Origin of the sequence: Azospirillum fermentarium (assembly GCF_025961205.1) — a bacterium.
In the GTDB taxonomy this organism is placed as follows: domain Bacteria; phylum Pseudomonadota; class Alphaproteobacteria; order Azospirillales; family Azospirillaceae; genus Azospirillum; species Azospirillum fermentarium.
Map to the genome: position 1 here is coordinate 2,557,967 of NZ_JAOQNH010000001.1, position 23,470 is coordinate 2,581,436.

26 protein-coding genes are annotated in these 23,470 nt (G+C 70.0%); 13 read left to right on the plus strand and 13 right to left on the minus strand.

What is annotated here, in order from left to right; translation table 11 throughout:
• Nucleotides 1-3: 3 nt before the first annotated feature.
• Nucleotides 4-756: a class I SAM-dependent methyltransferase gene (locus M2352_RS12015; RefSeq protein WP_264664720.1), complete on the minus strand. Its 753-nt coding sequence runs from the start codon at nucleotides 754-756 to the stop codon at nucleotides 4-6.
• A 44-nt stretch (nucleotides 757-800) separates the two neighbouring features.
• Between M2352_RS12015 and gloB the strand changes: the two genes are divergently transcribed.
• Nucleotides 801-1,565, plus strand: coding sequence for a hydroxyacylglutathione hydrolase (gene gloB / locus M2352_RS12020; RefSeq protein ID WP_264664721.1), 765 nt, complete (start codon nucleotides 801-803; stop codon nucleotides 1,563-1,565).
• A 55-nt stretch (nucleotides 1,566-1,620) separates the two neighbouring features.
• On the plus strand, nucleotides 1,621-2,226 hold the full coding sequence (locus M2352_RS12025; protein ID WP_264664722.1) for a glutathione S-transferase N-terminal domain-containing protein: 606 nt from the start codon (nucleotides 1,621-1,623) through the stop codon (nucleotides 2,224-2,226).
• An 80-nt stretch (nucleotides 2,227-2,306) separates the two neighbouring features.
• Here M2352_RS12025 and M2352_RS12030 read toward each other — a convergent pair whose 3' ends face one another.
• The 4 genes from M2352_RS12030 to M2352_RS12045 are packed head-to-tail and all read right to left on the minus strand — an operon-like array spanning nucleotide 2,307 to nucleotide 7,016.
• Nucleotides 2,307-3,383 (minus strand): BMP family ABC transporter substrate-binding protein, encoded by a 1,077-nt coding sequence (locus tag M2352_RS12030; RefSeq protein WP_264665348.1) that lies wholly within the window; start codon nucleotides 3,381-3,383, stop codon nucleotides 2,307-2,309.
• Nucleotides 3,384-3,429: 46 nt separating this feature from the next.
• Nucleotides 3,430-4,353, minus strand: coding sequence for an ABC transporter permease (locus M2352_RS12035; RefSeq protein ID WP_264664723.1), 924 nt, complete (start codon nucleotides 4,351-4,353; stop codon nucleotides 3,430-3,432).
• The gene (locus M2352_RS12040; RefSeq protein ID WP_264664724.1) at nucleotides 4,350-5,441 is read right to left on the minus strand and encodes an ABC transporter permease; all 1,092 of its coding nucleotides are present in this window, start codon (nucleotides 5,439-5,441) and stop codon (nucleotides 4,350-4,352) included. Before M2352_RS12040 ends, M2352_RS12035 begins: the two co-directional genes overlap by 4 nt.
• Nucleotides 5,442-5,474: 33 nt before the next feature.
• Complete coding sequence (locus M2352_RS12045) at nucleotides 5,475-7,016, minus strand: ABC transporter ATP-binding protein (protein ID WP_264664725.1); 1,542 nt, start codon at nucleotides 7,014-7,016, stop codon at nucleotides 5,475-5,477.
• Nucleotides 7,017-7,247: 231 nt separating this feature from the next.
• Between M2352_RS12045 and ygfZ the strand changes: the two genes are divergently transcribed.
• Both ygfZ and M2352_RS12055 read left to right on the plus strand, forming a co-directional pair.
• Nucleotides 7,248-8,180, plus strand: a complete 933-nt coding sequence (gene ygfZ / locus M2352_RS12050) for a CAF17-like 4Fe-4S cluster assembly/insertion protein YgfZ (RefSeq protein WP_264664726.1) — start codon at nucleotides 7,248-7,250, stop codon at nucleotides 8,178-8,180.
• A 91-nt stretch (nucleotides 8,181-8,271) separates the two neighbouring features.
• The gene (locus tag M2352_RS12055; RefSeq protein WP_264664727.1) at nucleotides 8,272-8,802 is read left to right on the plus strand and encodes a PRC-barrel domain-containing protein; all 531 of its coding nucleotides are present in this window, start codon (nucleotides 8,272-8,274) and stop codon (nucleotides 8,800-8,802) included.
• Between the two features lie 60 nt (nucleotides 8,803-8,862).
• Here the strand turns inward: M2352_RS12055 and M2352_RS12060 are convergent, their stop codons facing one another.
• From M2352_RS12060 to M2352_RS12070, 3 genes are read right to left on the minus strand one after another with little or no spacing between them, the layout of a single operon-like run.
• On the minus strand, nucleotides 8,863-9,555 hold the full coding sequence (locus tag M2352_RS12060; protein ID WP_264664728.1) for an ATP12 family chaperone protein: 693 nt from the start codon (nucleotides 9,553-9,555) through the stop codon (nucleotides 8,863-8,865).
• Nucleotides 9,556-9,571: 16 nt separating this feature from the next.
• Nucleotides 9,572-10,258 (minus strand): HAD-IA family hydrolase, encoded by a 687-nt coding sequence (locus M2352_RS12065; protein ID WP_264664729.1) that lies wholly within the window; start codon nucleotides 10,256-10,258, stop codon nucleotides 9,572-9,574.
• Entirely contained in the window at nucleotides 10,258-11,262 is a 1,005-nt protein-coding gene (locus M2352_RS12070) for an RluA family pseudouridine synthase (RefSeq protein WP_264664730.1), read from the minus strand. The genes M2352_RS12065 and M2352_RS12070 overlap by 1 nt, the downstream gene beginning before the upstream one ends.
• A 127-nt stretch (nucleotides 11,263-11,389) precedes the next feature.
• On the opposite strand from M2352_RS12070, the gene M2352_RS12075 reads away from it, so the two are divergent.
• From M2352_RS12075 to M2352_RS12085, 3 genes are all read left to right on the plus strand, one after another.
• On the plus strand, nucleotides 11,390-11,944 hold the full coding sequence (locus M2352_RS12075; protein ID WP_264664731.1) for a cysteine hydrolase family protein: 555 nt from the start codon (nucleotides 11,390-11,392) through the stop codon (nucleotides 11,942-11,944).
• Nucleotides 11,945-12,066: 122 nt separating this feature from the next.
• Entirely contained in the window at nucleotides 12,067-12,504 is a 438-nt protein-coding gene (locus M2352_RS12080; RefSeq protein WP_264664732.1) for a hypothetical protein, read from the plus strand.
• A gap of 22 nt (nucleotides 12,505-12,526) precedes the next feature.
• On the plus strand, nucleotides 12,527-12,928 hold the full coding sequence (locus M2352_RS12085; protein ID WP_264664733.1) for a flagellar basal body-associated FliL family protein: 402 nt from the start codon (nucleotides 12,527-12,529) through the stop codon (nucleotides 12,926-12,928).
• Nucleotides 12,929-12,944: 16 nt separating this feature from the next.
• Here M2352_RS12085 and M2352_RS12090 read toward each other — a convergent pair whose 3' ends face one another.
• The 3 genes from M2352_RS12090 to M2352_RS12100 are packed head-to-tail and all read right to left on the minus strand — an operon-like array spanning nucleotide 12,945 to nucleotide 15,818.
• The gene (locus M2352_RS12090) at nucleotides 12,945-14,510 is read right to left on the minus strand and encodes a cisplatin damage response ATP-dependent DNA ligase (protein WP_264664734.1); all 1,566 of its coding nucleotides are present in this window, start codon (nucleotides 14,508-14,510) and stop codon (nucleotides 12,945-12,947) included.
• On the minus strand, nucleotides 14,507-15,565 hold the full coding sequence (locus tag M2352_RS12095; RefSeq protein WP_264664735.1) for a ligase-associated DNA damage response exonuclease: 1,059 nt from the start codon (nucleotides 15,563-15,565) through the stop codon (nucleotides 14,507-14,509). Before M2352_RS12095 ends, M2352_RS12090 begins: the two co-directional genes overlap by 4 nt.
• 52 nt (nucleotides 15,566-15,617) lie before the next feature.
• Complete coding sequence (locus M2352_RS12100; RefSeq protein ID WP_264664736.1) at nucleotides 15,618-15,818, minus strand: hypothetical protein; 201 nt, start codon at nucleotides 15,816-15,818, stop codon at nucleotides 15,618-15,620.
• 379 nt (nucleotides 15,819-16,197) lie between these two features.
• On the opposite strand from M2352_RS12100, the gene M2352_RS12105 reads away from it, so the two are divergent.
• The 6 genes from M2352_RS12105 to M2352_RS12130 all read left to right on the plus strand — a co-directional run bounded on the left by M2352_RS12105 (nucleotide 16,198) and on the right by M2352_RS12130 (nucleotide 20,670).
• A complete protein-coding gene (locus tag M2352_RS12105) occupies nucleotides 16,198-17,175 on the plus strand; it encodes a pseudouridine-5'-phosphate glycosidase (RefSeq protein WP_264664737.1) in 978 nt (325 codons plus the stop codon).
• Between the two features lie 169 nt (nucleotides 17,176-17,344).
• Complete coding sequence (locus tag M2352_RS12110; protein WP_264664738.1) at nucleotides 17,345-17,752, plus strand: hypothetical protein; 408 nt, start codon at nucleotides 17,345-17,347, stop codon at nucleotides 17,750-17,752.
• A 187-nt stretch (nucleotides 17,753-17,939) separates the two neighbouring features.
• Nucleotides 17,940-18,212 carry a hypothetical protein gene (locus M2352_RS12115; protein WP_264664739.1) on the plus strand — a complete coding sequence of 91 codons (273 nt, stop codon included), beginning with the start codon at nucleotides 17,940-17,942 and terminating at the stop codon, nucleotides 18,210-18,212.
• A gap of 114 nt (nucleotides 18,213-18,326) precedes the next feature.
• The gene (locus M2352_RS12120) at nucleotides 18,327-19,034 is read left to right on the plus strand and encodes an ABC transporter permease (protein ID WP_264664740.1); all 708 of its coding nucleotides are present in this window, start codon (nucleotides 18,327-18,329) and stop codon (nucleotides 19,032-19,034) included.
• Nucleotides 19,035-19,045: 11 nt separating this feature from the next.
• Nucleotides 19,046-19,795, plus strand: a complete 750-nt coding sequence (locus M2352_RS12125) for an ATP-binding cassette domain-containing protein (protein ID WP_264664741.1) — start codon at nucleotides 19,046-19,048, stop codon at nucleotides 19,793-19,795.
• A gap of 29 nt (nucleotides 19,796-19,824) precedes the next feature.
• The gene (locus M2352_RS12130) at nucleotides 19,825-20,670 is read left to right on the plus strand and encodes an extracellular solute-binding protein (protein WP_264664742.1); all 846 of its coding nucleotides are present in this window, start codon (nucleotides 19,825-19,827) and stop codon (nucleotides 20,668-20,670) included.
• A gap of 76 nt (nucleotides 20,671-20,746) precedes the next feature.
• On the opposite strand, the gene M2352_RS12135 is transcribed toward M2352_RS12130, so the two are convergent.
• The gene (locus M2352_RS12135; RefSeq protein ID WP_264664743.1) at nucleotides 20,747-21,331 is read right to left on the minus strand and encodes a DUF882 domain-containing protein; all 585 of its coding nucleotides are present in this window, start codon (nucleotides 21,329-21,331) and stop codon (nucleotides 20,747-20,749) included.
• Nucleotides 21,332-21,516: 185 nt separating this feature from the next.
• Nucleotides 21,517-23,364: a L,D-transpeptidase family protein gene (locus M2352_RS12140; RefSeq protein WP_264664744.1), complete on the minus strand. Its 1,848-nt coding sequence runs from the start codon at nucleotides 23,362-23,364 to the stop codon at nucleotides 21,517-21,519.
• Between the last annotated feature and the right edge of the window lie 106 nt (nucleotides 23,365-23,470).

Sequence of the window (23,470 nt, forward strand, 5' to 3'; positions counted from 1 at the left end):
CCCCTACTCCACCCCACGGCGGGCCGCCGGGGCGGCGCCACCGGGGAGGGAGACGATCAGGCGGCGTTTGGGCTGTTGCACCACACGGCGCGGGGTGGCGGCGGCGAAGATCTGCTTGGAGGCTTCGATCATCGTCACCCCCGCGAACGCCTTGAACCAGCGCGACCCGATCTCCTCCCACGCCGGGGCGGACCGCAGCAGCATCCGCGATTTCAAGGGCGGGATGAACAGCGCGTGTTCGGTGCGTTCGGGCACGAACATGGCTTCCCGCATCACCTGCTTCAGTTGCGAGGGCGAATAGGGGAAGCCGTGGCCGAACGGCGTCCAGTCGGCGCGCGCCCACAGGCCGCGGCGGTTGGGCACCACCGCCAGCACCCGCCCGCCACCGGCCAGCACCCGCCAGATCTCCCGCATCAGCGGGCGGAGCTGCTCGGTGCCCTCCAGCCCGTGGACCAGCAGCACGCGGTCGATGGTCATGTCGCCGAAGGGCAAATCCCCCTCGTCCCCCAGCGCCACCAGCCCCGGCCCCTCGGGCGGCCAGAAGCCCACGCCCTGCGTCGCCGGCATCAGCGCGATCACGCGGTCCGCCTCCTCGCGGAAGGGCCGCAAATAGGGGGTGGCGAAGCCCAGACCCAGCACGATCTGCCCGCGCACGTCGGGCCAGATGAGGCGGATGCGGCGGCGGATCATCCGCCGGGCGGCCTGCCCCAGGCTGGTTTCGTAGAATTCGCGGAGATCGACAATATCCGTATGCATGGCGATAGTGGGCTCACACGGTTGTCAGAAAGGGACGGAAAGCCATGGACATCCATCGGATACCAGCGTTCGACGACAATTATATCTACCTTCTGCACGATGGGGAAACCGGCACCACCGCCGTGGTCGATCCCGGCGATGCCGCCCCGGTCCAGGCGGAGCTGGACCGCCGCGGCTGGCGCCTGACCCACATCCTGCTTACCCATCACCACAACGACCACATCGGCGGCGTCGCAGCGCTGAAGGCGGCGCATCACTGTACCGTGGCCGGCCCCCGCGCCGACCGGCACCGCATTCCTGATATGGATGCGCTGCTGTCGGATGGCGAGGTTTTTTCCGTGGGACCGCAACAGGCACAGGTGTTTTTCGTGCCCGGCCACACGTCGGGCCACATCGCCTATTATTTCCCCGGCCTGGGGGCGCTGTTCTGCGGCGACACCCTGTTCGCGCTGGGCTGCGGGCGGCTGTTCGAAGGGACGGCGGAACAGATGTGGGACTCGCTGTCGCGCCTGCGCGCCCTGCCCGCCGGCACGCGGGTTTATTGCGCCCACGAATACACACTCTCCAACGCCCGCTTCGCGGTGACGGTGGACCCGGACAATGCCGCGCTCGCCCGCCGCGCCGACGCCATCAAGGCCGCCCGCGGCCGTGGCGAGCCGACGGTGCCCTTCACGCTGGAGGAGGACCGGCAGACCAACCCGTTCCTGCGCGCCGACGATCCGGCGGTGCAGGCCGCGGTGGGGATGAGCGGCGCCGAACCGGCGGCGGTGTTCGCCGAAATCCGCCGCCGCAAGGACGTTTTCCGCTAAGCTTGCCGCCGACGCTGCCCGCCTAAGGGACCGACAAGGGACGAGAGAAGACCCGATGATTACCCTACGCCACAGCCCCACCTCGCCCTATGTGCGCAAGGTGATGATGACGCTGATCGAATGCGGCCTGGAGGATGCGGTGACGCTGATCCGCACCGACGCGTGGTCGCCGGACACCGACCTGCCCAAGGACAACCCGCTGGGCAAGGTGCCGGCGCTGTCGCTGGGCGACGGCACGGTGCTCTACGACAGCCCGGTGATCTGCGAGTATCTCGACACCCTGCACGACGGCCACCGGCTGTTCCCCGCCCCCGGCCCCGCCCGCTGGACGGCCTTGCGTCAGCAGGCCCTGGCCGACGGGCTGAACGATGCCGCGGTGCTGCGGCGGCTGGAACTGAACCGCCCCGACGGCGAACGGTCGCAGACCTGGGCCGACCGTCAGGCCCGCGCCATGGCCCGCGCCTGCGATGCGCTGGAGAGTGAGGCGGACAGCCTGTCCCCCACCCCCACCATCGGCACGGTGTCGATCCTGTGCGCGCTGGGCTATCTGGATTTCCGCTTCGCCGCGGACGCCTGGCGCCAGGGGCGCCCGGCCTTGGCCGCGTGGTTCGACAAGGCCGCCGACCGCGACAGCTACCGCCGCACGGCCCCGCCGGCGTAAATGCCCCCTGCCCGGTAAGCAGGTGGCGAAGGGACGGAACGCCCCTTTGCCACCACTCCGGCGCTTATACTTCCCGGCGCTTACTTGGGCAGCTTGCCGACCACGCCTTCCACGAACCAGTCCATCTTCAGGATCTGCTCGTCGGTGGCCTTCTGGCCGGCGGGGATCACGACCTTGCCCGACTGGTCCTTGATGGGGCCGGTGAAGGAATGGCGGCTGCCGTCCATGATGCCGTCGCGGACCGTGTTGGCCAGCGCCACCACGTCCGCCGGAATCGCCGGGTTGTAGGGGGCCAGGTACAGCATCTTGTCCTTCAGCCCGCCCCAGGTGTCCTCGGCCTTCCAGGTGCCGTCGAGAACGGCCTGGACGCGCTGGATGTAATAGCCGCTCCAGTCATCGACGATGCCGGTCAGGTGCGACTTCGGCCCGAAGCGGGACATGTCCGACGACTGGCCCACGGACCACAGGCCGCGTTCCTCGGCGGCCTGCACCGGGGCGGGGCTGTCGGTGTGCTGCACGATCACGTCCGCACCCTGGTCGATCAGGGCCTTGGCCGCTTCGGCTTCCTTCGGCGGGTCGTACCAGGAATTGACCCACACCACGCGCACTTCCGCCTTGGGGTTCTGCTCACGCAGGGCGATGGTGAAGGCGTTGATGCCACCCACCACCTCGGGGATGGGGAAGGAGCCGATGTAGCCGACGATGTTCGACTTGGTCATCTTGCCGACGATGGTCCCGACCACCGTGCGCCCCTCGTAGAAGCGGGCGGAGTAGGTCGCCACGTTCTTGGCGCGCTTGTAGCCGGTGGCGTGCTCGAATTTCACGTCGGGGTAGCGCTGGGCCACCTTCAGCGTCGGGTTCATGAAACCGAACGAGGTGGTGAAGATGAGCTTGTGGCCGGAGGCGGCCAACTGCTCGATCACGCGCTCGGCGTCCGCACCCTCGGGCACGTTCTCGACGAAGGTGGTGGTCACCTTGTCGCCCAGCGTCTTTTCCACGGCCAGACGGCCCTGATCGTGCTGGAAGCTGTAGCCGTGATCGCTGATCGGGCCGACGTACACGAAGCCGACCTTCATCTTGTCCTGGGCCACGGCGGCCCCGGCGCCCAGGCTGCACAGCGCCGCGACCGCGGCGGCCCCCATCAGGGCCTTGCCCATCGTCCGTCTGTTCACTTGAGTGACTCCCCGTTTTGTTATGAGACGATCAATCGGGATAAAAGATCTTGCCCAGGCTGGCCGGCGCGTTCAGCCGGATGCGCGTGACGTCCCGCGAGATCAGCACCAGAACCAGAACCGTAGCCAGATAGGGCAGCATGGACAAGAGCTGCGAGGGAACGGCGAACCCCACCCCCTGCGCGTGAAGCTGAAGGATGGTGACGCCGCCGAACAGCCACGCCCCGGCCAGCACCCGCCCCGGCTTCCACGTGGCGAAGACCACCAGCGCCAGCGCGATCCAGCCGCGCCCCGCGGTCATGCCCTCGGCCCACATGGGGGTGTAGTCCAGCGACAGATAGGCCCCGCCCAGCCCGCTCATGGCGCCGCCGAACAGCACGGCCAGGAAGCGGATGCGGATGACCTTGTACCCCAGCGCGTGGGCTGCCGTGTGGTTCTCCCCCACCGCGCGCAGCACCAGCCCGGCGCGGGTGCGGAACAGGAACCAGTGCACCGCCGGCACCGCCGCCAGCGCCAGATACACCGGCAGGCTCTGCCCGAACAGCGGCTGGCCGATGATGGGCAGGTCGGTCAGGACCGGGATGTGCAGTTCCGGCACGTCGGCGATGGGGTGGCCGACATAACCCTGCCCCACCAGCGACGACAGCCCGACGCCGAACAGGGTCAGCGCCAGTCCGGTCGCCACCTGATTGGTGAACAGCCCCAGCGTCAGCACCCCGAACAGGGCCGCCAGCAGCAGCCCGGCCAGCGCCCCGGCCACGAAGCCCACGGCGGAACTGCCGGTCAGCACGGCGGCGGCGAAGCCGACCACGGCCCCGCCCAGCATCATGCCCTCCACGCCCAGGTTGAGAACGCCCGATTTCTCCACCACCAGCTCGCCCAAGGCGGCGAACAGCAGCGGCGTGGCCGCCGTCATCATGGCGGCAATGACGGGGCCGGCGACCTCGATGCTCATGCGGTGGCTCCCTGGGAAACGGTCTTGCGGGCGCCCACACGCACGCGGTAGCGGATCAGCACGTCTGATCCCAGCAGGAAGAACAGCAGCATCCCCTGGAACACCCCGGTGATCGCCTTGGGCAGGCCCAGGCCGATCTGGGCGGCCTCCCCCCCGATGAAGGACAGCGCCATCAGCAGGGCGGCCAGCACGATGCCCACCGGGTGCAGACGCCCGAGAAAGGCGACGATGATGGCGGTGAAGCCGTAGCCGGGCGACACGCTGGGCACGATCTGGCCGATCGGCCCCGCCACCTCCCCCAGCCCGGCCAGACCGGACAGGCCGCCCGACAGCAGCAGCGTCAGCCAGATGATCTTCTTTTCCTTGAACCCGGCGTAACCGGCCGCCGCCGGGGTCAGGCCGATGACGCGGATCTGAAAGCCCACGAAGGTGCGGGCGACCAGCACCCAGCACCCGGCCACCGCCGCCAGCGCGAACAGCGCCCCCAGATGGATGCGGGTGCCCGACACCAGCACCGGCAGGGTTGCCGCCTCTTCGAACAGGCGGGATTCGGGAAAGGCGAAGCCGTCGGGGTCGCGGTACGGCCCATGCACCAGATAGCTGAGCAGCAGCAGCGCCACATAGGTCAGCATCAGGCTGGTCAAAATCTCGCTGGCGTTGAAGCGGGTGCGCAGGAACGCCGGGATCGCCGCCCACGCCATGCCGCCGGCGATGCCGCCCGCCACCATCAGCGGCAGCAGCCACCACCCGCCCTCGCCGTAGAACGCCAGCGCCAGCCCGCCGCCGGTGACGGCGCCCAGCGTCAATTGCCCCTCCGCCCCGATGTTCCACACGTTGGCGCGGAAACCCACGGCCAGACCGACGGCGCACAGGGTCAGCGGCGTCGCCTTCACCACCAGCTCGCCGATGCCGCGCGCGCTGGTCAGCGGCGCCACGAAGAAGGCGTGGAGGGCTGCCACCGGGTTGAAGCCCATGGCCCAGAACAGCAGGAAGCCGCTGACCAGCGTCAGCGCCACCGCCAGCAGCGGCGCCCCATACACCCACAGCGGCGATGCCTGCCCCCGCGGTTCAAGACGGATGAAACTCATGAGGTGACTCGGGATGAGGTGGGTGTGACGGTCTCAGGCGGCGCCATGGGGCAGGTCTTCCTCGCCGGGGGCCGCACCGAACAGGCCGCCCATCAGCAGCCCGATCTCCTCCACCGTCGTGTGGTGGGTGGGACGGCTTTCCGACAGGTGCCCGTGGAACAGCACGGCGATGCGGTCGCTCAGCACGAACAGTTCGTCGAGATCCTGGCTGATGACCAGCACCGCCGCACCGCCGCGGGCCAGGTCGATCAGCGCCTGATGGATGGCCGCCGCCGCCCCGGCGTCCACGCCCCAGGTCGGCTGCCCCACCACCAGCAGGGTGGGCTTTTGCAGGATTTCCCGCCCGATGATGAATTTCTGCAGATTGCCGCCGGACAGCGAGCGCGCTTCCGCCTTGTGCCCGTGGGTGACCACGTTGAAACCGCTGATGATGCGTTCGGCGAACCCGCGGGCGCGCCCGAAATGCACCAGCCCGCGGCGCACCAGCGGCTCGGCCACATAGCCGGACAGGATGGCGTTTTCCGACAGACTCAATTCCGGCACCGCCCCGCGGCCCAGCCGCTCCTCGGGCACGAAGGCCAGGCCCAGAGCGCGGCGCTGGCGGGGGTCGAGATGGCCGGCCGCCTGCCCCTTGATGCGCACGGATCCTTCGTCGGCGATGATGATTTCCCCCGACAGCGCCGACAGCAATTCCGCCTGCCCGTTGCCGGCCACCCCGGCAATACCGAGGATCTCGCCCGCCCGCACCTCCAGCGACACATCCTTGAGGTTGGTGGCGAAGGGATCGTCGGAGGTGGTGGACAGGTGCCGCACCTCCAGCGCCGCCGCCCCCGTCACCGCCGCGGCGCGCACGGGGGCGGTCAGGGTGGTGCCGATCATCATCTCGGCCATGCTGCGCGCCGATTCCCGGCGCGGATCGCAGGCCCCGACCACCCGCCCGCCGCGCAGCACGGTGGCCCGGCTGCACAGCGCCCGGATCTCCTCCAGCTTGTGGGAGATGTAGAGGATGGTGCATCCCTCCTCCGCCAGCCGGCGCAACGTGCCGAACAGCCGGTCCACCTCCTGCGGGGTCAGGACGCTGGTGGGTTCGTCCATGATCAGCAGGCGGGGATCCTGCAACAGGCAGCGCACGATCTCCACCCGCTGCCGCTCGCCCACCGACAGGGTGTGGATGTGGCGGGCGGGGTCCAGCGTCAGGCCGTACCGCTCCGACACCGTGCGGATCTTGCTCTCCAACTCACGCATGGGCGGGGGCTGTTCCAGGCCCAGCGCCACGTTCTCCGCCACCGTCAGCGTGTCGAACAGGGAAAAGTGCTGAAAGACCATGCCGATGCCCAAACGGCGGGCGGCGTGGGGATCCTTGATCACCACCGGCTGGCCTTCCCACAGGATGGTGCCGCTGTCGGCCTGCTGCACGCCATAGATGATCTTGACCAGCGTGCTCTTGCCGGCCCCGTTTTCCCCCAGCAGCGCGTGGATTTCTCCCGGCATCAGGGTCAGGCTGACCTGATCGTTGGCAAGGCAGCCGGGAAAGCGCTTGGATATGGACGAAAGCTCGAGGCGCGGGACGGTCACGGGCGGCGGGTTCCAGTGTGCGGGGATCGGGGCGGGACGGCTATGCCAACGCCGTGCCAAACATCCCTACAGTTAGGCGGAAACCCCCGGCATCCGTCAACTCTTTGACGTGTACGGGAGTTCACGGAGGCGATGCCCCTTGCCCCGGCGGCCCGCTTGCCCCACGTTGAAGCCGGAACGCCCACAGGACGGGCAGTGTCCCGCGGGTGGCGCAGAAAGAGGCAAAGGACGATGACGGAACAGGATGCGGTCTTTGCGGTGCTGGACAACCGCGGGGTGGTGGCCCTGGGTGGGGAGGAGCGGTCGGCCTTCCTCCAGGGGCTGGTGACCAACGATCTGCGCAAGCTGGCGGCGAATCGGGCGCTGTATTCCCTGCTGCTGACGGCGCAGGGAAAGTTTCTGCACGACTTCATCCTGACCGACGCCGGCGACGCCATCCTGGCCGAGACCGAGGGGGACCGCACCGACGAGATGATCCGGCGGCTGAAGCCCTACAAGCTGCGCTCCAAGGTCACCTTTGCCAACGCCACGGCCACTTACCGCGTGCTCGCCCTGTTCGGGACCGCCGCGCTGGCAAAGCTGGGCCTGACGGCGGAGCCGGGGGATGCGAAGCCCTTTGCCGGGGGCGTGGCGTTCACCGATCCCCGCCTGCCCGGCCTGGGTGCCCGCGCCGTGGTGCCCGTGGACGGCGGGTGGGAAGCGGCGGTGGCGCAGGCCGGGTTCGCGCCGGTGGAACCCGGGGCCTATGACGCCCACCGGCTCGCGCTGGGGGTGCCCGACGGCAGCCGCGACATGCCGGTGGAGCGCACCATCCCGCTGGAAGCCAACATGGATGCGCTGAACGCCATCGCGTGGGACAAGGGCTGCTACATGGGTCAGGAACTGACCGCCCGCACCCGTTACCGCGCGCTGATCAAGAAGCGGCTGTTCCCGGTGACGGTGGATGGCCCGCTGCCCGGCAGCGGCACGCCGCTGACGCTGGACGGGGTGGACGCGGGCGAGATGCGCGGCGGGGCCGGAACCCAGGCCATCGCCTTGATACGGCTTGAACTTCTGGCGCAGGCGGAGGACGGGGGGCGGGCGTTCGCCGCCGGGGACAGTGTGGTCCGGCCCCACCGTCCCCAATGGCTGACCGCCCCCTCCCCCGAACAAGGTACGCCCTAAGCGCACCCGGTGCCGCGGGAATGCGGAGCCGCCAGCGTTGTTTGTACCGGTGTCTTCACAACGCCAACAGACAACGCTGAAAGGAAAGACGATGCGGAGGGAATTGTTCGCGGCCGCTTCCGTGCTGGTGCTCATGACCGGGGGCGCCTTCGCCCAATCGTCCGGCAGCACCACGACGGGCGGGACCGGCTCCACGATGTCGTCCACCACCCACAGCGGGCAGCTTGCCAGCACCGAAAAGATGCTGGGCAAATCGGTGGTCGGCCAGGACGGCAACAACATCGGCGAGGTGGAGGACGTGATCCTCGACCCCACGTCCGGGCAGGCGCGGCAGCTTGTGATCTCGTCGGGCGGCTTCCTGGGCATCGGCGCCAAGCAGATCGCCGTGGATTTCAATCAGGCCAAATGGAATCAGGACACTGACAAGATCCAGCTTTCCGGCCTGACCCGCGAGGACGTGCGCAATATGGCGGAATTCGAATATTCCGACAGCATGACCTCGCTCAACCGCCCGCACAAGAGCGGGACCGGCACCGGCACGACCGGCACCACCACCACCCCGGCCACGCCGGGTGCGTCGGGCGGCAGCACGGGCACCATGACCACCCCGTCGCCGCAGTAACCTTGCGCGCAATCGAAAGCCCCTCCCCCGGCCGGGGGAGGGGCTTTCGCCGTTCTGTGCTTATCCCAGCAGGGCGAGGAAGCGTCCGGCGGCGCCGATGTCCCGGCGCAGGCCGGCGCGGCGGCGGGTGGACTCGGCGTCCTCCCCCCATTTCTCGATCTGGAAGGTTTCGTCGATCTGCGAGATGTCGAACGCCTCGTCGGCGCTCACCCGCCCTTCGGCGAGCGCCAGCGCCACGATCAGCGACCCGCAGGACGCGGTGGCGCTCTGCAGCGCCGACAGGTGCCAATGGCCGTACGAATCCACCGCCCGTTCCAGCGCGTGCAGCGCGTCTGCGGGCTGCGGGCGGGGCATCAGACCGGCGGCGATGTGCAGCGAGGCGTCGAACCGGTGGGTGGCCCAGTCCAAAAGCGGCTGCCAGTGGCGGTTCTGCCGCTCCACCAGGGCCTCGGGGTGTTCGGCGCGGTAGCACAGCAGGTCGGTTTCGGCGTATTTCGCCACCCCGGCCACGATCTCGGCCCGCTTTACCGCCACCACGTCCACCGCGGTGGCGGCCAACTGCATCAGCACCATGGAATCGGGGATCACCTGCTCCCCCTGCTCCTGCCATTCGGCGGCGATGGCGTCGGCCAGCGCGCCGGTGGGCAGGAGCAGCGGCGCCTTGGCCGGGCTGCGCAGGCTGCGGCCGTCCAGACGGACCTCGAACCCGCCGTCCACGGCGGCGGAGGCTGCTTCCTTGTAAAAGCGCTTCATATCCCTACCCGATTCCTTACTCTTGCGTGGCGCGCAGCATGTCGAGCACCGCCGCGGTCAATTCATCGGCGCTGTCCACGATGCGGGCCGCACCGGCGCTTTCAAGCTCCGCCACCTCGTGATAGCCCCACGACACACCCACCGATTCCACATGCGCGCTGCGCGCCATCTGGATGTCGAAGGTGGTGTCGCCGATCATCACCGCCCCGCCCGCCGGCACGCCCGCTTCGCCCAAGGCGCGGTAGAGCATGTCGGGGTGGGGCTTGCCGGGGCCGCGGTCGCTGGTCTGCAGCGTCACGAACCGCCCGGCCAGCCCGTGGTGCTCCAGCACCGCGTCCAGCCCGCGCCGCGATTTGCCCGTCGCCACCCCCAGCAGCACCCCTTCGGCCTCCAGCGCGTCCAGGCATTCGCGGATGCCGGGGAACAGCGGTTCGTGCAGCGTGCCGCTGCGCCGCTGACGGAAGAAGGCATCGCGGTAGCTTTCGGCCACCGCGGCGTGAAAGGCCGCGTCATGGCCCGGCAACAGCACCGCCACGGCCTCCGCCAGCGACAGCCCCACCACCCGGCGCACCGGGCGCGGGTCGGGCGGCGGCAGGTCGTGGACGGCGAACGCCGCGGTCATGGCGCCGACGATGGAAAACTGGCTGTCCACCAGCGTTCCATCGCAATCGAACACCGCAAGGCGCAGACGGGTGTAGGGCATCACTCCACCTCGGCGAAGGGGTCTTCCCGCAGGTTGGCGGAAAAGCCCAGATAGCGCCACGTCGCCGCCATGTGCTCCGGGATCGGCGCCGTCACGTCGATGGTGCGGTGGCCGCCGCGGGGGTGGGGCAGGATCAGCCGGCGGGCGTGCAGGTGCAGCTTCTTCGGCACCTCGGCACCGGGCAGGAAGGCTTCCGCCCCGCCGTACTTGCCGTCGCCCAGGATCGGCGTGCCGATGGCGGCCATGTGCACGCGGAGCTGGTGGGTGCGCCCGGTGCGCGGCCACAGCGCCACGAAGGCCGCGGTCTTGCCCAGGTTTTCCAGCACCGAGAAATAGGTCAGCGCCCGCTTGCCGTCTTCCTCGTTGGCGGCCACCCGCTCGCCGTGGGGGCCGCCCTCTTTCGCCAGGGCCAGGTCGATCTTGCCCTGGAACGGGCGCGGCACGCCGACGGTGGCGGCCCAATAGATCTTGCGCGCGTCACGCCCGCGGAAACTCTCCGCCAGCCGGGTGGCGGCAAAGGCGTTGCGGGCCAGCAGCAACACGCCCGAGGTGTCCTTGTCCAGCCGGTGGACCAGCCGGGGCCGCTCCGCCGAGCCGAAGCGCAGGGAATCGAGCATGGCGTCCAGGTGCTTGGTCATGCCGGTGCCGCCCTGGACCGCCAGACCGGCGGGCTTGTCGATGGCGATCACGTCGTCGTCGCGGTAGAGCACGCGGCCCACCAGCGCCTCCGCCTCCCGCTTGGCGGCGGCGGACAGGGCGGGCTTGGGCTTCGGCGGGGAATCGGGGGACGGGGTGGGAGCGGTCAGCGGCGGGATGCGGATCGCCTGCCCCGCGGCCAGCCGGGTGGAGGCGTCGGCGCGCTTGCCGTCCACGCGCACCTGCCCGGTGCGCAGAAGCTTTTGCAGATGGCCGTGCCCAACCTCGGGGAAATGCCGCTTGAACCAGCGGTCAAGGCGGATGTCCGCCTCGTCCGGGGCAACGTTGCGTGTCTCCACAGCGCTCATAGCCGATACCGAACCACTCAATCCTGGAAAAGCGCGGGATTAGACGCCAAAGCGGGGCTTTTGTCACGCGCCCCTTTGCAGCAGACTTCCGTTTTTGCCACGCCCCACCCCAGACCAGCGAGCGGCCATGATTCCCGACGGTGCGGCCCTTCTCATCATCGACGTGCAGCGGGCCATCGACGATCCCCGCTGGGCCGCCGACGGCCCGCGCAACAACCCGGGCGCCGAGGCCAACATGGCCGCCGTCCTGGCCGCGTGGCGCGACCGCGGGTGGCCGGTGGTCCACATCCGCCACGATTCCACCGTGCCGGGCTCCACCTACACCCCCGGCACGCCGGGCCACGGGTTCAAGGACGCGGTGATGCCGCGGGCCGGGGAAACGGTGATGGGCAAGGCCACCAACAGCGCCTTCATCGGCACCGGGCTGGAGCCGTGGCTGCGGGGCCGGGGCATCGGTGCGGTGGTGGTGATGGGCGTCATCACCAACAACAGCGTGGAAGCCACCGTGCGGACGGCGGGCAATCTGGGATTCACTGTGTGGCTGGTGGAGGATGCCTGCTTCACCTTCGCCCGCCGCGACCGCCGCGGGCACCTTTGGACGGCGGAGGATGTCCACGCCCTGTCGCTGGCCAACATGGACGGGGAGTATGCCGCCATCGCCACCACGCGGCAGATCGCGTGATGCCGGGTCTTTCCGGGGGGCAGGCCCCTGTTTTTCCACGCCCCCGGCGGGGCAAGCGCCATTGTGGAAGAGGGGCATCGGGCGTATATCATAACCGTCTATTCCTTTAGGAAGAGGTCGGAGTGTCTGGACACGTCTCCGCCGTTCTCCGCGCCCTGGCCGCCTGCGTGGCCGTGGCGCTGAGCCTTTGCGCCGCCGCTCCCGCCCTTGCCGCCGAAGGGGCGGCCCCGCTTCCCCCCACCATCAAGATCCGACCGGTGCTGGTGCCGGTGGTCAGCACCCGCGGCGAGGTGCAGCGCTACAACCATCTTGAAGTCACCCTGGAACTGCTCAACGCCGCCAAGGTGCCGGAGGCGCAGGCCATCGCCCCCCGGCTGCAGGACGCGGTGCTGGGCGTGATCTACATCGGGGTGGAGAAAGGATGGATCGTCAACGGGGCCATCACCAACGCCCAGGCCGTCCGCCAGAAGATCCTGGAACGGAGCGAGGCGCTGATGGGCCGGGCCTCGGTCACCCGCATTCTGATCACGCCGGTCGCCAAGCAGGCGTCCTGGCCCTGAACCCGGCATAGAGGTTCCTGCCATGAGCGTGCGCAGCCTCCTGCGCACCGTTCTGGTTGCCGCCGCCCTGGCGATGATCGGGGTGGCCCAGCCCGCCGAGGCGGTGCGCACCAACAGCATCAGCTTCCCCGACCTGCTCCTGCCGACCGAGCGGGACGGGATTCTGACCGGCAACGCCCGGTTTCAGGTCACCCTGGAACTGTCCAGCCCCCGCGTCCTGAAGGTTGCGGACGGGCGGCGGGCACAGATTCAGGACGCCATCGTCTCGGTGTTGTTCACCGCCATGGGCGAACGGCTCATCGTCAACGGCGGCATCGAAAACGGCGCGGAACTGCGCCGCCGCCTGGACGAGGCGGCGGAACGCATCACCGGCGCCGGCACCGTCATGCGGGTTCTGGTCTTTTCCGTCCCCCAGAAGCCTTAAGCCAAGCCGCAGGCCATTACCCCTCCGCCAGCGCTTCCAGCTCCGCCAGGGGGGCGGCGGCGTCCACCGGGGTGTCCCACAGCACCGCCGCGATGCGGGGACCACGCAGGGACAGGCCGCATTTGGTGCGGGCGGAGGGGGACACCCCGTCGAATTCCACCACCACCACCAGCCCCGGCGCCACCTCGCGCACCGGACCGAAGCGGTTGGTGGTGGCGGCGGTGATCCAGCGGTCCAATTCCCGCCGTGCATCCGCGGGCAGCGCCGCGGTGGCCTTGCCCAGCGGCACCAGCGCGCCGCCGCGCCACAGGCCGGCGGTGTAGCTCTCGTACCCGCCGCCGCCCGGGCCGCCGGCCCGCTGGGCGTACATCAGCACGGCGCGGACGCTGCGGGTGGCGCGCTTCCACGCCAGCCACGCCCCGCCGGCCCCCGCCGGGTCATAAGGGGCGTCCCGCCGTTTCAACACCATCCCCCGCACCCCCGCCCCGGCGATGCCGGTGTGAAGCCGCCGGGCCTCGGCCAGGGGCAGCAGCGGCGACAGAGCGGCCAGGGCCGGGGAACGGCCGGCGAACCACCGCTCCAGCCGGGCGCGGCGGACGGCGAAGGGCATGGGCCGCAGATCCTCCCCGCCGTCGGCCAGCATGTCGAACAGGCGCACGAACACCGGCACCGCCCGCCCCCTGGCCGTCCGCTTCAGGCGCGGCTGCAGCAGCGCCGCCGAGGCCGGGGCGAAGGGCGGGCCGTCCGCCGCGGCGGCCAGGATTTCCCCCTCCACCGCACCATCGATATCCAGCGCTTCGGCCAGGTCGGGGAAGGCCGCCGTCAAATCCTCCCCCTGGCGGCCATAGACGGCACGGCCCCCGCTTCCCGCCACAAGCTGGACCCGCAGCCCGTCCCACTGCCATTCCGCCGCCCATTGGGCGGGGTCGAGCGCGTCCAGCGCACCGGCATCGAACGGTGCCGCCGGCATGAAGGGACGGAACACCGGCCCCTGCCCCGCCGCCGGGCGCGGCCCCCGCCGTTCCAGCCACGCGAACAGCGGCCCGTAGGGCGGGGTCAGGCCGTGGCGGCATTCCTCCACCGCGTGAACGTCCACCCCGCCCCACTCCGCCAGCGCCTCCGCCACCAGCCGGGGGCTGACGTCCAGTTTCAATGAGCCGGCAGCCAGCTTCAGCAGGGTGTAGCGGCCCGTGGCGTCCAGGGTGTCCAGCCACCCTTCCAGCAGATCCTCCACCCCGGCGCGGTCCGCGGACAGCAGGGCCGGCGCCACCTCGGCCATGGGCGGGGGCAGGCTGTTGGAACGCGGCGGCGGGTCCGGCCACATCAGCGCCACGGTTTCCGCCACATCGCCGACGAAGCCGTGGGACAGGGTGAACAGCACCGGATCGGTGCGGCGGGCGGCCAGGGCGCGCAGCACCGCCGGACGGGCGTGCCGCACCGCCACCGCCCCCAGCAGCACCGCCAGCCCCCACCCGCGGTCCGGATCGGGCGTGGTGGCGATGTAATCGGCGATCAGCCGCCGCTTGCCGGTATCGGAGGCCATGAAGGCCAGGGCTTCGGCCAGACGGGCGAAACGGTTCACGCGCCCTCCTCCTCCCCGTCCCCCTCGCCACTCCGGCCCACCAGCGCCAGGGCGCGGGCGCGGATGCCCAGACGGGCGGCGTGGTGGGACAGCGCGTCGTCACGGCCATGGGTGATCCACACTTCCGCCGGGGACAGTTCGGCCAGGGTGGCGGTCAGTTCGTCCCAATCGGCGTGGTCGGAGATGACCAGGGGCAGTTCCGCCCCCCGCTGGCGCGCCCATTGCCGCACCCGCACCCAGCCGGACGCCACGGCGGTCACCGGGTCGCTCAACCGCTCCATCCAGTGTCCCCCGCCGCCGGAGGTCAGCACCACCGCCCCCCGCAACGCCGCCGCGCCGGCCTCCGCCGCCGGGCGCAGGTCGCCCAGATCCACACCGAACCGGGCATAGAGGGCGCATAGCGGCTCCAGCGCGCTGTGCAGATAGATGGGGCGGCCGTAGCCGGCGGCGCGCAACAGCGCGATCACCCGCTGGCATTTGCCCAGGGCATAGACCGACACCAGATGGCTGCGCTCGGGAAACAGGGCCAGGGAGTGGAGCAGCCGCCCGATCTCCGCCTCCGCCGGCGGGTGGCGGAAGATGGGCAGGGCGAAGGTCGCCTCGGTCACGAAGACGTCGCAGGGCACGGGGTCGAAGGGGGCGCAGGTGGGATCGGGCCGGCGCTTGTAATCTCCCGACACCACCACCCGTGCCCCCCCATGCTCCACCACCACCTGCGCGCTGCCCAGCACGTGGCCGGCGGGCACCAGGGTGAGGCGCACATCCCCGACGGTCAGGGATTCGCCATAGTCCAGCGGCTGGCGCACCGCCCCGGCGGCACGGCCCAGACGCTGCTCCATGACCGCCAGCGTGGCCGGGGTGGCCAGCACATGGGAATGGCCGCCGCGGGCGTGGTCGGAATGTCCATGGGTGATGACCGCGCGTTCCACCGCCCGCACCGGGTCGATGAAAAATCCCCCCGGCGCCACGAACAGCCCGGCGGGGGTGGGATGAATCCAGCGGTCTGCCGCCGCGGCACGGGCCGCTGACGGAACGAAGGCGGACGATATCGGCATCGCCGCCACTATGGCGCGCCACGCGGGCGGGCGCCACCCCGCTTCGGGGGAATCAGCGCTGGGATGCGCTTTCGTCCGCCGTATGGCCGGTTTCCGGCACCACCTTGGCGGCCAGGGCCGGGTTGCGGGCCAGACGGCGTTCCACCGCGTCCATCTGCCGTTCGCGGGCGGCTTCGGCGGGCGGGGAACCGCGGCGGCGGCTGCGCAGCGGCAGGCCGGCGCGCTGGGCCAGAAGCTCCTGATACGTCAACATTTCGTCCTCCTGCTCCGCGCGGCCGTCCCCGGAAACGGGGGATGGGCGTACGCGGGCCATCCTTCCCTGTGATTACCATGGGCGGCGGCAAGAATGTCAGCGCGACTGACCATTTTCCGTCAAGCCAACCATTTCCCGTCAAGGATAACCGTCGCCATATCCCTTTTCTTTTTCAGGGTATAGGGCGCATTCACCCATTTCCATTATGATAACCAATCCAATCTGCCGGGGAAACCACCATTTGGTCTTATCAATTATTCCATAACTTTTGTAATGACTTTGCCATGGGGCATTTTCGCTCCAGCCGTCGCATCCCATTGCGCGCGCCTGCGTACAGGGGCATTCTTGCGGGCGTTTCCCGTCAAGCTCCGGCAGTGCGATGCACGATTTCCTGTCCATCACCCCCGCGGTGGCCGATGCCATCCAGCGCCGCCGCCCGGTGGTGGCGCTGGAATCCACCATCATCTCCCATGGCATGCCCTATCCCGAAAACATCGCCACCGCCCAGCGGGTGGAGGCGGTGGTGAGCGCGGCGGGGGCGGTGCCCGCCACCATCGCCGTGCTGGACGGGCGCATCCGCATCGGCCTGACGGCGGAGGATCTGGAACGGCTGGCGCGGGGGCCGCACGTGGCAAAGCTCAGCCGCCGGGATCTGCCGGTGGCGCTGGCGACGGGGGGCATCGGCGCCACCACGGTCGCCACCACCATGATTGCCGCCCGCATGGCCGGCATCCCGGTGTTCGCCACCGGGGGCATCGGCGGGGTCCACCGGGGGGCGGAGTCCAGCTTCGACATCTCCGCCGACCTGGAGGAACTGGCCCGCACCGACGTCTGCGTGGTGTGTTCGGGGGCCAAGTCGATCCTGGACCTGCCCAAGACGCTGGAATACCTGGAAACCCGTGGGGTGCCGGTGCTGGGGTTCGGCACCGCGGATTTCCCCGCCTTCTACACCCGCACCTCGGGCCTGTCCGTGGACCACCGCTGCGGCACGGCGGAGGAGGTGGCGCGGATCATGGCCGTCAAATGGCGGATGGGGCTGGGCGGCGGCGTGCTGCTGGCCAACCCAGTGCCGGAGGACAGCGCCGCCGCCCCCGGCGCCATCGCCACCGCCATCGCCACCGCCCTGGACGAGGCAGGCCGGCGGAACGTGCAGGGCAAGGATGTGACGCCTTTCCTGCTGGCACGGGTGACCGAACTGACCGGCGGCGACAGCCTCAAGGCCAACATCGCGCTGATCTGTGACAATGCGCGCGTTGCCGCGGCGGTGGCGGCGGCCTATTCCCAGCAGCAGGCGGGTCCGGGCCTGCCGCCCAAGCCCGCGGCACCCAAGGGGCAACCCCCGCGGCCACGGCTGTGACCCCGCCGCGGGTCAGGGAAAACACTTAATCCAGGGCAAACGGTCGTTTTACCTCTTGCGAAAGGGCGTAGGCACTCTACTATTTGGGTACGACTTCTGCCCCTGATCGTCTTAAGCCGCCGTTAACCGCCTAGGACTGACGCTAGGGCCATCTACAACGGAGGTCATTATGCGCGCGTCCAGCCCGTCGAACCTGATGTCCCGTATGATCACTATGGCCGCCAATCCCACCATGCCCGCCGCGGAGGACCAGAGCCCCGCACGCGTCCAGCGCATCATTTGGACCGCCCAGGCGGCCAAGCTGCACGCGGCCATGCCGGCCTTCATCGCCCACCAGATCGAATGCCGCGTGGCTGCCGAACTGGACGCCATGGAACTGCCGGAAATCTTCTTCACCTCGGTCGAGGTGGCGGATCGGGTCATCACCTGCGATCTCGACTCCTCGGGCACCGCCTCCATCTTCGGCGTGATCGATTCCGCCGAATACGAGGATCTGGTGGAGGACGCCGGCGAAGATGCCCTGTTCGGCGTCGATTGGGATGGCGTCTACGTCACCCCGGCCCGCACCCGTCACTGACCTCCGCCCCTTTCCCGGCGGCCCCGCCGCGCATCGGGGCCACCGGGGTTATGACCTTTGCACGAGGCCGGATGAACGGGGACGGGCATAAGGGGCGGCGATCCTTCCCCTCATGCCCCCTTGCCCCGCCGGCAGCACCGCCCCCATCCTGACCGGCAGGACCGGATCAGCCATGGGGGACCGCCGCATGACGGCTTTTCAGCGTGCACAAATCCTGCGCTGGCGTCTTCAGCAGCATTTCCGCATCGACCTTTATTCGCCCGTCGCCGAGCGCGATTTCGAACGCCGGCTGGCCGAGGCCATCGACGCCGCCGAGCGGGAAGGCTACCGCCGCGGCCAGGAAGAGGCGCGCGGGACAGCCGCCCCCCACCATCCCCACACAGCCCCTCATCCCCACGCCGCCGCCCCCCATCCCCACGCTCACCGTCAGCGCAGCGGCATCATCGCGCGCCGCCAATAACCGCCGCGTTTTCGCCTCCCCGATCATCCTGCCCTTGCATCCTGGGCCCGGACGCGCATCTCTTACGGAAACGGCGACCCCTTGCCGTCAACGATAAGAACGGCCGAGCACCGGATGGATGATCTCTGGGCGGCGTTCCGGGCCGCCGCGGCGCTGGTCACCAGCGCAAACCCGGACTTCCTGTCCATCGTCGGGCTGTCCCTGCGCGTCACGCTTCAGGCGGTGACCGTCGCCGCGGTGGTGGGCATGCCGCTGGGGGCGCTGCTGGCCGTCACCCGCTTTCCCGGCCGCGGGATCGTGGTGGTGATCTTCAACGCCCTGATGGGCCTGCCCCCGGTGGTGGCGGGTCTTCTGGTCTATCTGATGCTGTCGCGCGCCGGCCCGCTGGGGCCGCTGGGCATGCTGTTCACGCCGGGGGCCATGGTGGTGGCCCAGACCGTGCTGGTGCTGCCCATCGTCCTGTCGCTGACCCGTCAGGTGGTCGAGGGGCTGTGGGAGGAATACGCCGACCACCTGCGCTCGCTGGGCGCCACCAAACGCCAGGCGGTGCCCACCTTGCTGTGGGACGGGCGCTATGCCCTGCTGACGGCGCTCCTGGCCGGGTTCGGGCGGGCCAGCGCCGAGGTGGGGGCGGTGCTGATCGTCGGCGGCAACATCGCCGGCCTGACCCGCACCATGACCACCGCCATCAGCCTGGAAACCGGCAAGGGCAACCTGCCGCTGGCCCTGGGGCTGGGGGTGGTGCTGCTGGGGCTGACGCTGGTCATCAACGCCGCGGCCTATGCCGTCGGGCACGCCGCCCGCCGCTGGGCCGGGGCGTGAGGGCGTTTGCCGTGCGCGCCGCTCCCACCATTTTGCCGCTGCGGCTGAGCGGGGCCGGGTTCGATGCCGGCGGGCGGACCCTGCTGGACGGGGTGGACCTGACCATCGGCGGCACCGCCCCCACGCTGATCCTCGGCCACAACGGGGCGGGCAAGAGCCTGCTGCTGCGCCTGTGCCACGGGCTGCTGACGCCGACCCGCGGGCGGGTGGACTGGCTGGGGCCGGGGGCGGCATCGGCGCGGCGCCAGCCGTTCCGCCACGCCATGGTGTTCCAGCGCCCGGTAATGCTGCGCCGCTCCGCCCTGGGCAACCTCACCCACGCCCTGGCGGTGGCCGGGCACGGCGGTCTGCTTACCGGCTGGCGCCGCCGGGCGGACACCGCGCGCGCGGTGCTGGAGCGCTTCGGCCTGACCCATCTGGCGTCCCGCCCGGCACGGGTGCTGTCGGGGGGCGAGCAGCAGCGGCTGGCGCTGGCCCGCGCCTGGGCGCTGGAACCGGAGGTTCTGTTCCTGGACGAACCCACCGCCGCCCTGGACCCCGCCGCCACGCGCGCGGTTGAGGCGATGCTGACCGGCTTCACCGGGGACGGCATCAAGGTGATCATGACCACCCACGATCTGGGACAGGCGCGGCGGCTGGCCGGCGACGTGGTGTTCATGGACCATGGCCGGGTGGTGGAGCACACCCCCGCCGAACGCTTCTTTCAATCCCCGGACAGTCCCCAGGCCACCGCGTTCCTGCGCGGCGACCTCTATCCCTGAACCCAACAACGATAAACGGAGGGAGTCCCATGCCCACCAGCACCCTGAACCGGCGGCTGTTCACCGCCCTGACCCTGACGGCGGCCCTGGCGACGGCAACCGCCCTGCCCGCCGGCGCCCATGCACAGGACAAATCCATCGTGGTGGCCTCCACCACCTCGACCGAGCAGTCGGGGCTGTTCGACCACCTGCTGCCGGCCTTCACCAAGGCGACCGGCATTGCCGTGCGCGTGGTGGCCCAGGGCACGGGCCAGGCGCTGGAAACCGGCCGCCGCGGCGATGCCGACGCCCTGTTCGTCCACGACACCCCGTCGGAAACGAAATTTGTCGCCGACGGCTTCGCCGACGCGCGCCACGACGTGATGTACAACGATTTCGTGGTGGTCGGCCCCAAATCGGACCCCGCCGGGATCAAGGGCGGCAAGGATTCCGTCGCCGCCCTGAAGGCCATCGCCGCCAAGGGCGCGCCCTTCGCCTCCCGCGGGGACGACAGCGGCACGCACAAGGCCGAACTGCGCCTGTGGAAGGACGCGGGCGTGGAGGTGAAGTCGGGCGCCGGCTGGTACAAGGAAACCGGGTCGGGCATGGGCCCCACCCTGAACACCGCCGCCGCCATGAACGCCTATGCCCTGACCGACCGCGGCACGTGGCTGAACTTCAAGAACCGCGGCGATCTGGAAATCGTGGTGGAGGGTGACAAGCGCCTGTTCAACCAGTACGGCGTGATGGCGGTCAGCCCGGCCAAGCACCCCCATGTGAAGGCGGCGGAGGCCAAGCAGTTCGTCGATTGGCTGATTTCCCCCGCCGGGCAGGAGACCATCGCCGGCTACAAGATCAACGGCGAGCAGCTCTTCTTCCCCAACGCCGGGAAGTAAGGCATCCCCAAAACGGAACCGCCCGGCACCGCATGACGCGGGCCGGGCGGTTTCCGGGGATGATCGGAGGCGCGGGTCAGCCCAGCCAGTGGCGGACCGGGCCGACGTCCACGTGCACGAAATTGCTGTCGGGGTAATACCCCACCCCGCCGGCCCGCAGCGACAGGGCCGCGCGGTGCAGCTTGGACAGTTGCACGCCGGGGAAACGCAGGTCCACCGCCTTGCCGTCCATATGATAGCTGCGGCGGGCCACACCCTCGGGATCGGCCTCGCGCAGTGCCGCATTGGTCGCGGGCGAGCGGTAGGCGGACACGATGTGGATCGGCCCCTTGGTCCCGGTCATGCGCTGAAGCTGGAACAGCACGTCCAGCAGCTTGGGCTCGATGGGGTGGATGGAGCCGTTGCGGTGGTCGCGCATCAGCTTGTTCACCTGGCGAAGCCCGTCGCGCACGTACTTCCCGCGCGCCCAGTACTCCACCGACACCTTTTCCGAGGTGTGGAGATTGTAGAAAGACAGCCGGCGCCCCGGAACCGCGGGCAGCGCCCAGGATTCATCCGGCGTCAGCAGGGTCGCCGAGGCGGCGGCGGCCAGTCCCAGACGAATGAATTTCCGCCGTCCGATCTCCGGCTCCTGGTCGGGCGGAGTGCATTCGGTGGTCATCGTGATCCCCCTTTGAGGCTCAGGAAAGCTGCGGCCGCTGCAGCGGCTCTCATGCGTCGTGAGCGCACCTTTAGGGGATCTTTACCTCCTTTGACAAGTCACCAAATGGCCACGGACCCGCCCTTCGCGGTATCGCTGGAGCTAACCCTTTGGCGGAGCGCGGAGGTTGGGACGTGCTTTTTTTGTTACGGACGGGCGGCAAGCTTGGCCTTGGCCGGCGGAACCGGGGGGGCCGTCACCGCCGCGGCCCGCGGGGCGGCGGGCTTCGGCGCGGCCGGCAGGGCCACGACCGGCTGGGCGGCGGTGGGCTGGGCGGCGGTGGGCTGGGCCGCCGCCGGGGGCGTGGGGCGGCGGCGGGCGATGGCGTCCATCAGCTCGCCGTCGCGGCCATAGATGTCGTCGCGCACCTGCACCACGCCGGCCCCGTCCACCCAGACGGTCTGGTAGAGCAGATGGACCTCCAGCGGGTCTTTCAGCGCGACGGTGCGGGTCGCGGCCTTGTCCAGCGTCTGCTGGCGGCGCTCCGGCGTCCAGTCGCCGTTGCCGCCCAGCACGAAATCGGCCAGCACCAGCGGTTCGCCCACCCGCACGCAGCCCGACGACAGGGCGCGGGCGTGCTGCTGGAACTTCTCCCGCGCGGTGGTGTCGTGCAGATAGACGTCGTAGCCGTTGATGATGTTGAACTTCACCTGCCCCAGCGCGTTCTTGGGCCCGGGATCCTGGCGCAGACGCAGCTTGGTGATGCCGGTGCCCACCGCCTTCCAGTTGATGCGGCCGGCATCCAGCGGGCGGGAATCGGCGCCCCAGCCGGAATAGACCGTGAAGCCGTGGGCCGCCAGATAGCCCGGATTGCGGATCAGCTTGGGCAGGTAATCTTCGCGCGCGATGGTCGGCGGGATGGTCCAGGTGGGGTTCAGCACCACCGACGGCACCACGCTGGACAGCACGGGCGTGCGGCGGGCCTTGCTGCCGACGATCACCCGCATCTGCAGCGCCGGCTTGCCGCCGTCGAAGGCGCGCAGGGTGTATTCGGGGATGTTCACCTCGATCCGCCGGTCGGCGAAGCGGGGGGGCAGCCAGCGGGCCCGCTCCATGTTGGCCTGCACCTGGGCGATACGGACGGAAACGGGCACGTTCAGGGCCGCAAGCGTGGCCGCGTTCACCTCTCCGTTGGCCGGCAGGCCGTGGCGGGTCTGGAACCGCTCCACCGCTTTGCGCAGGGCGGCGTCCATCACATCCGGTCCATTGGCCGATCCCTTGGCGTCCGCCCGCCCGTCGAAATCGCCCGACGCGGCCAGACGGCGGCGCAGGGCCGGCACCGCCGGATCCTTGGCCCCCACGGCCAGCGTTCCCCCGCGCGGGGACGGCACCAGCGGCCAGCCGCCCGCCTTTTCCGCCGCCGCCATGCGCTTCAGCACGCCCTTCAACGCGCCATAGGCCGGGTTGGGCGGGGCCAGAGGCGCCAGCAGGGGGCGGGGGTCGGCGGCTTCCGCCACCTGGGTGGCCAGAGCCACCGCGTCCACCTCGGGCCGCGGAACCTCGGCGTAATCGGCGCTGACCAGCCGCGGGGCCACCCGCCCGGCGCGCAGGTGGGTTGCGTATTTGATCACCGCGTCGGTCAGCAGGACGTCAAGCTCCATCCGCCGGGCCTGGGCCGGATCGGCCAGCCGTTCGGCGATGGCCGCGGCGTGATAGTCGGCGGGGGCCAGCCCCTCTGCGTCCGACTCGCGCAGGACGGACAGCACCGCCGAGGCCGCCGGCACCACCGCGCCGCCCGAAACACCACCCGGTTGCACCCACAAGGGCACAAATCCGCGCTGTGCATAAAAACGGCGCAAGCCCTGCAAATCCACCGGGTCGCCGGCGACGAAACGGCCGTTGTCCACCATCCGCGCGGCGATCGCCACGTCGAGGGACGCGCGCTCCGCCCCCTCGGCACGGGCCGGAACCGGCGCCGCCGCCAGGGGCAGAACCGGCCAAAACGCAGCGGCGGCAAGGAGGAGACGGGCGAAACCAGCGGAAGAGCGTGTCATGGAACCAACCTCGGCGAATGAGGCAAGCGATAGACCATCGCCGGCGCCTCTGTCGATGTGGGTTCCATGGTGTGTTTCTGCAAAGCCGCAGGCTGTGACAAAGACG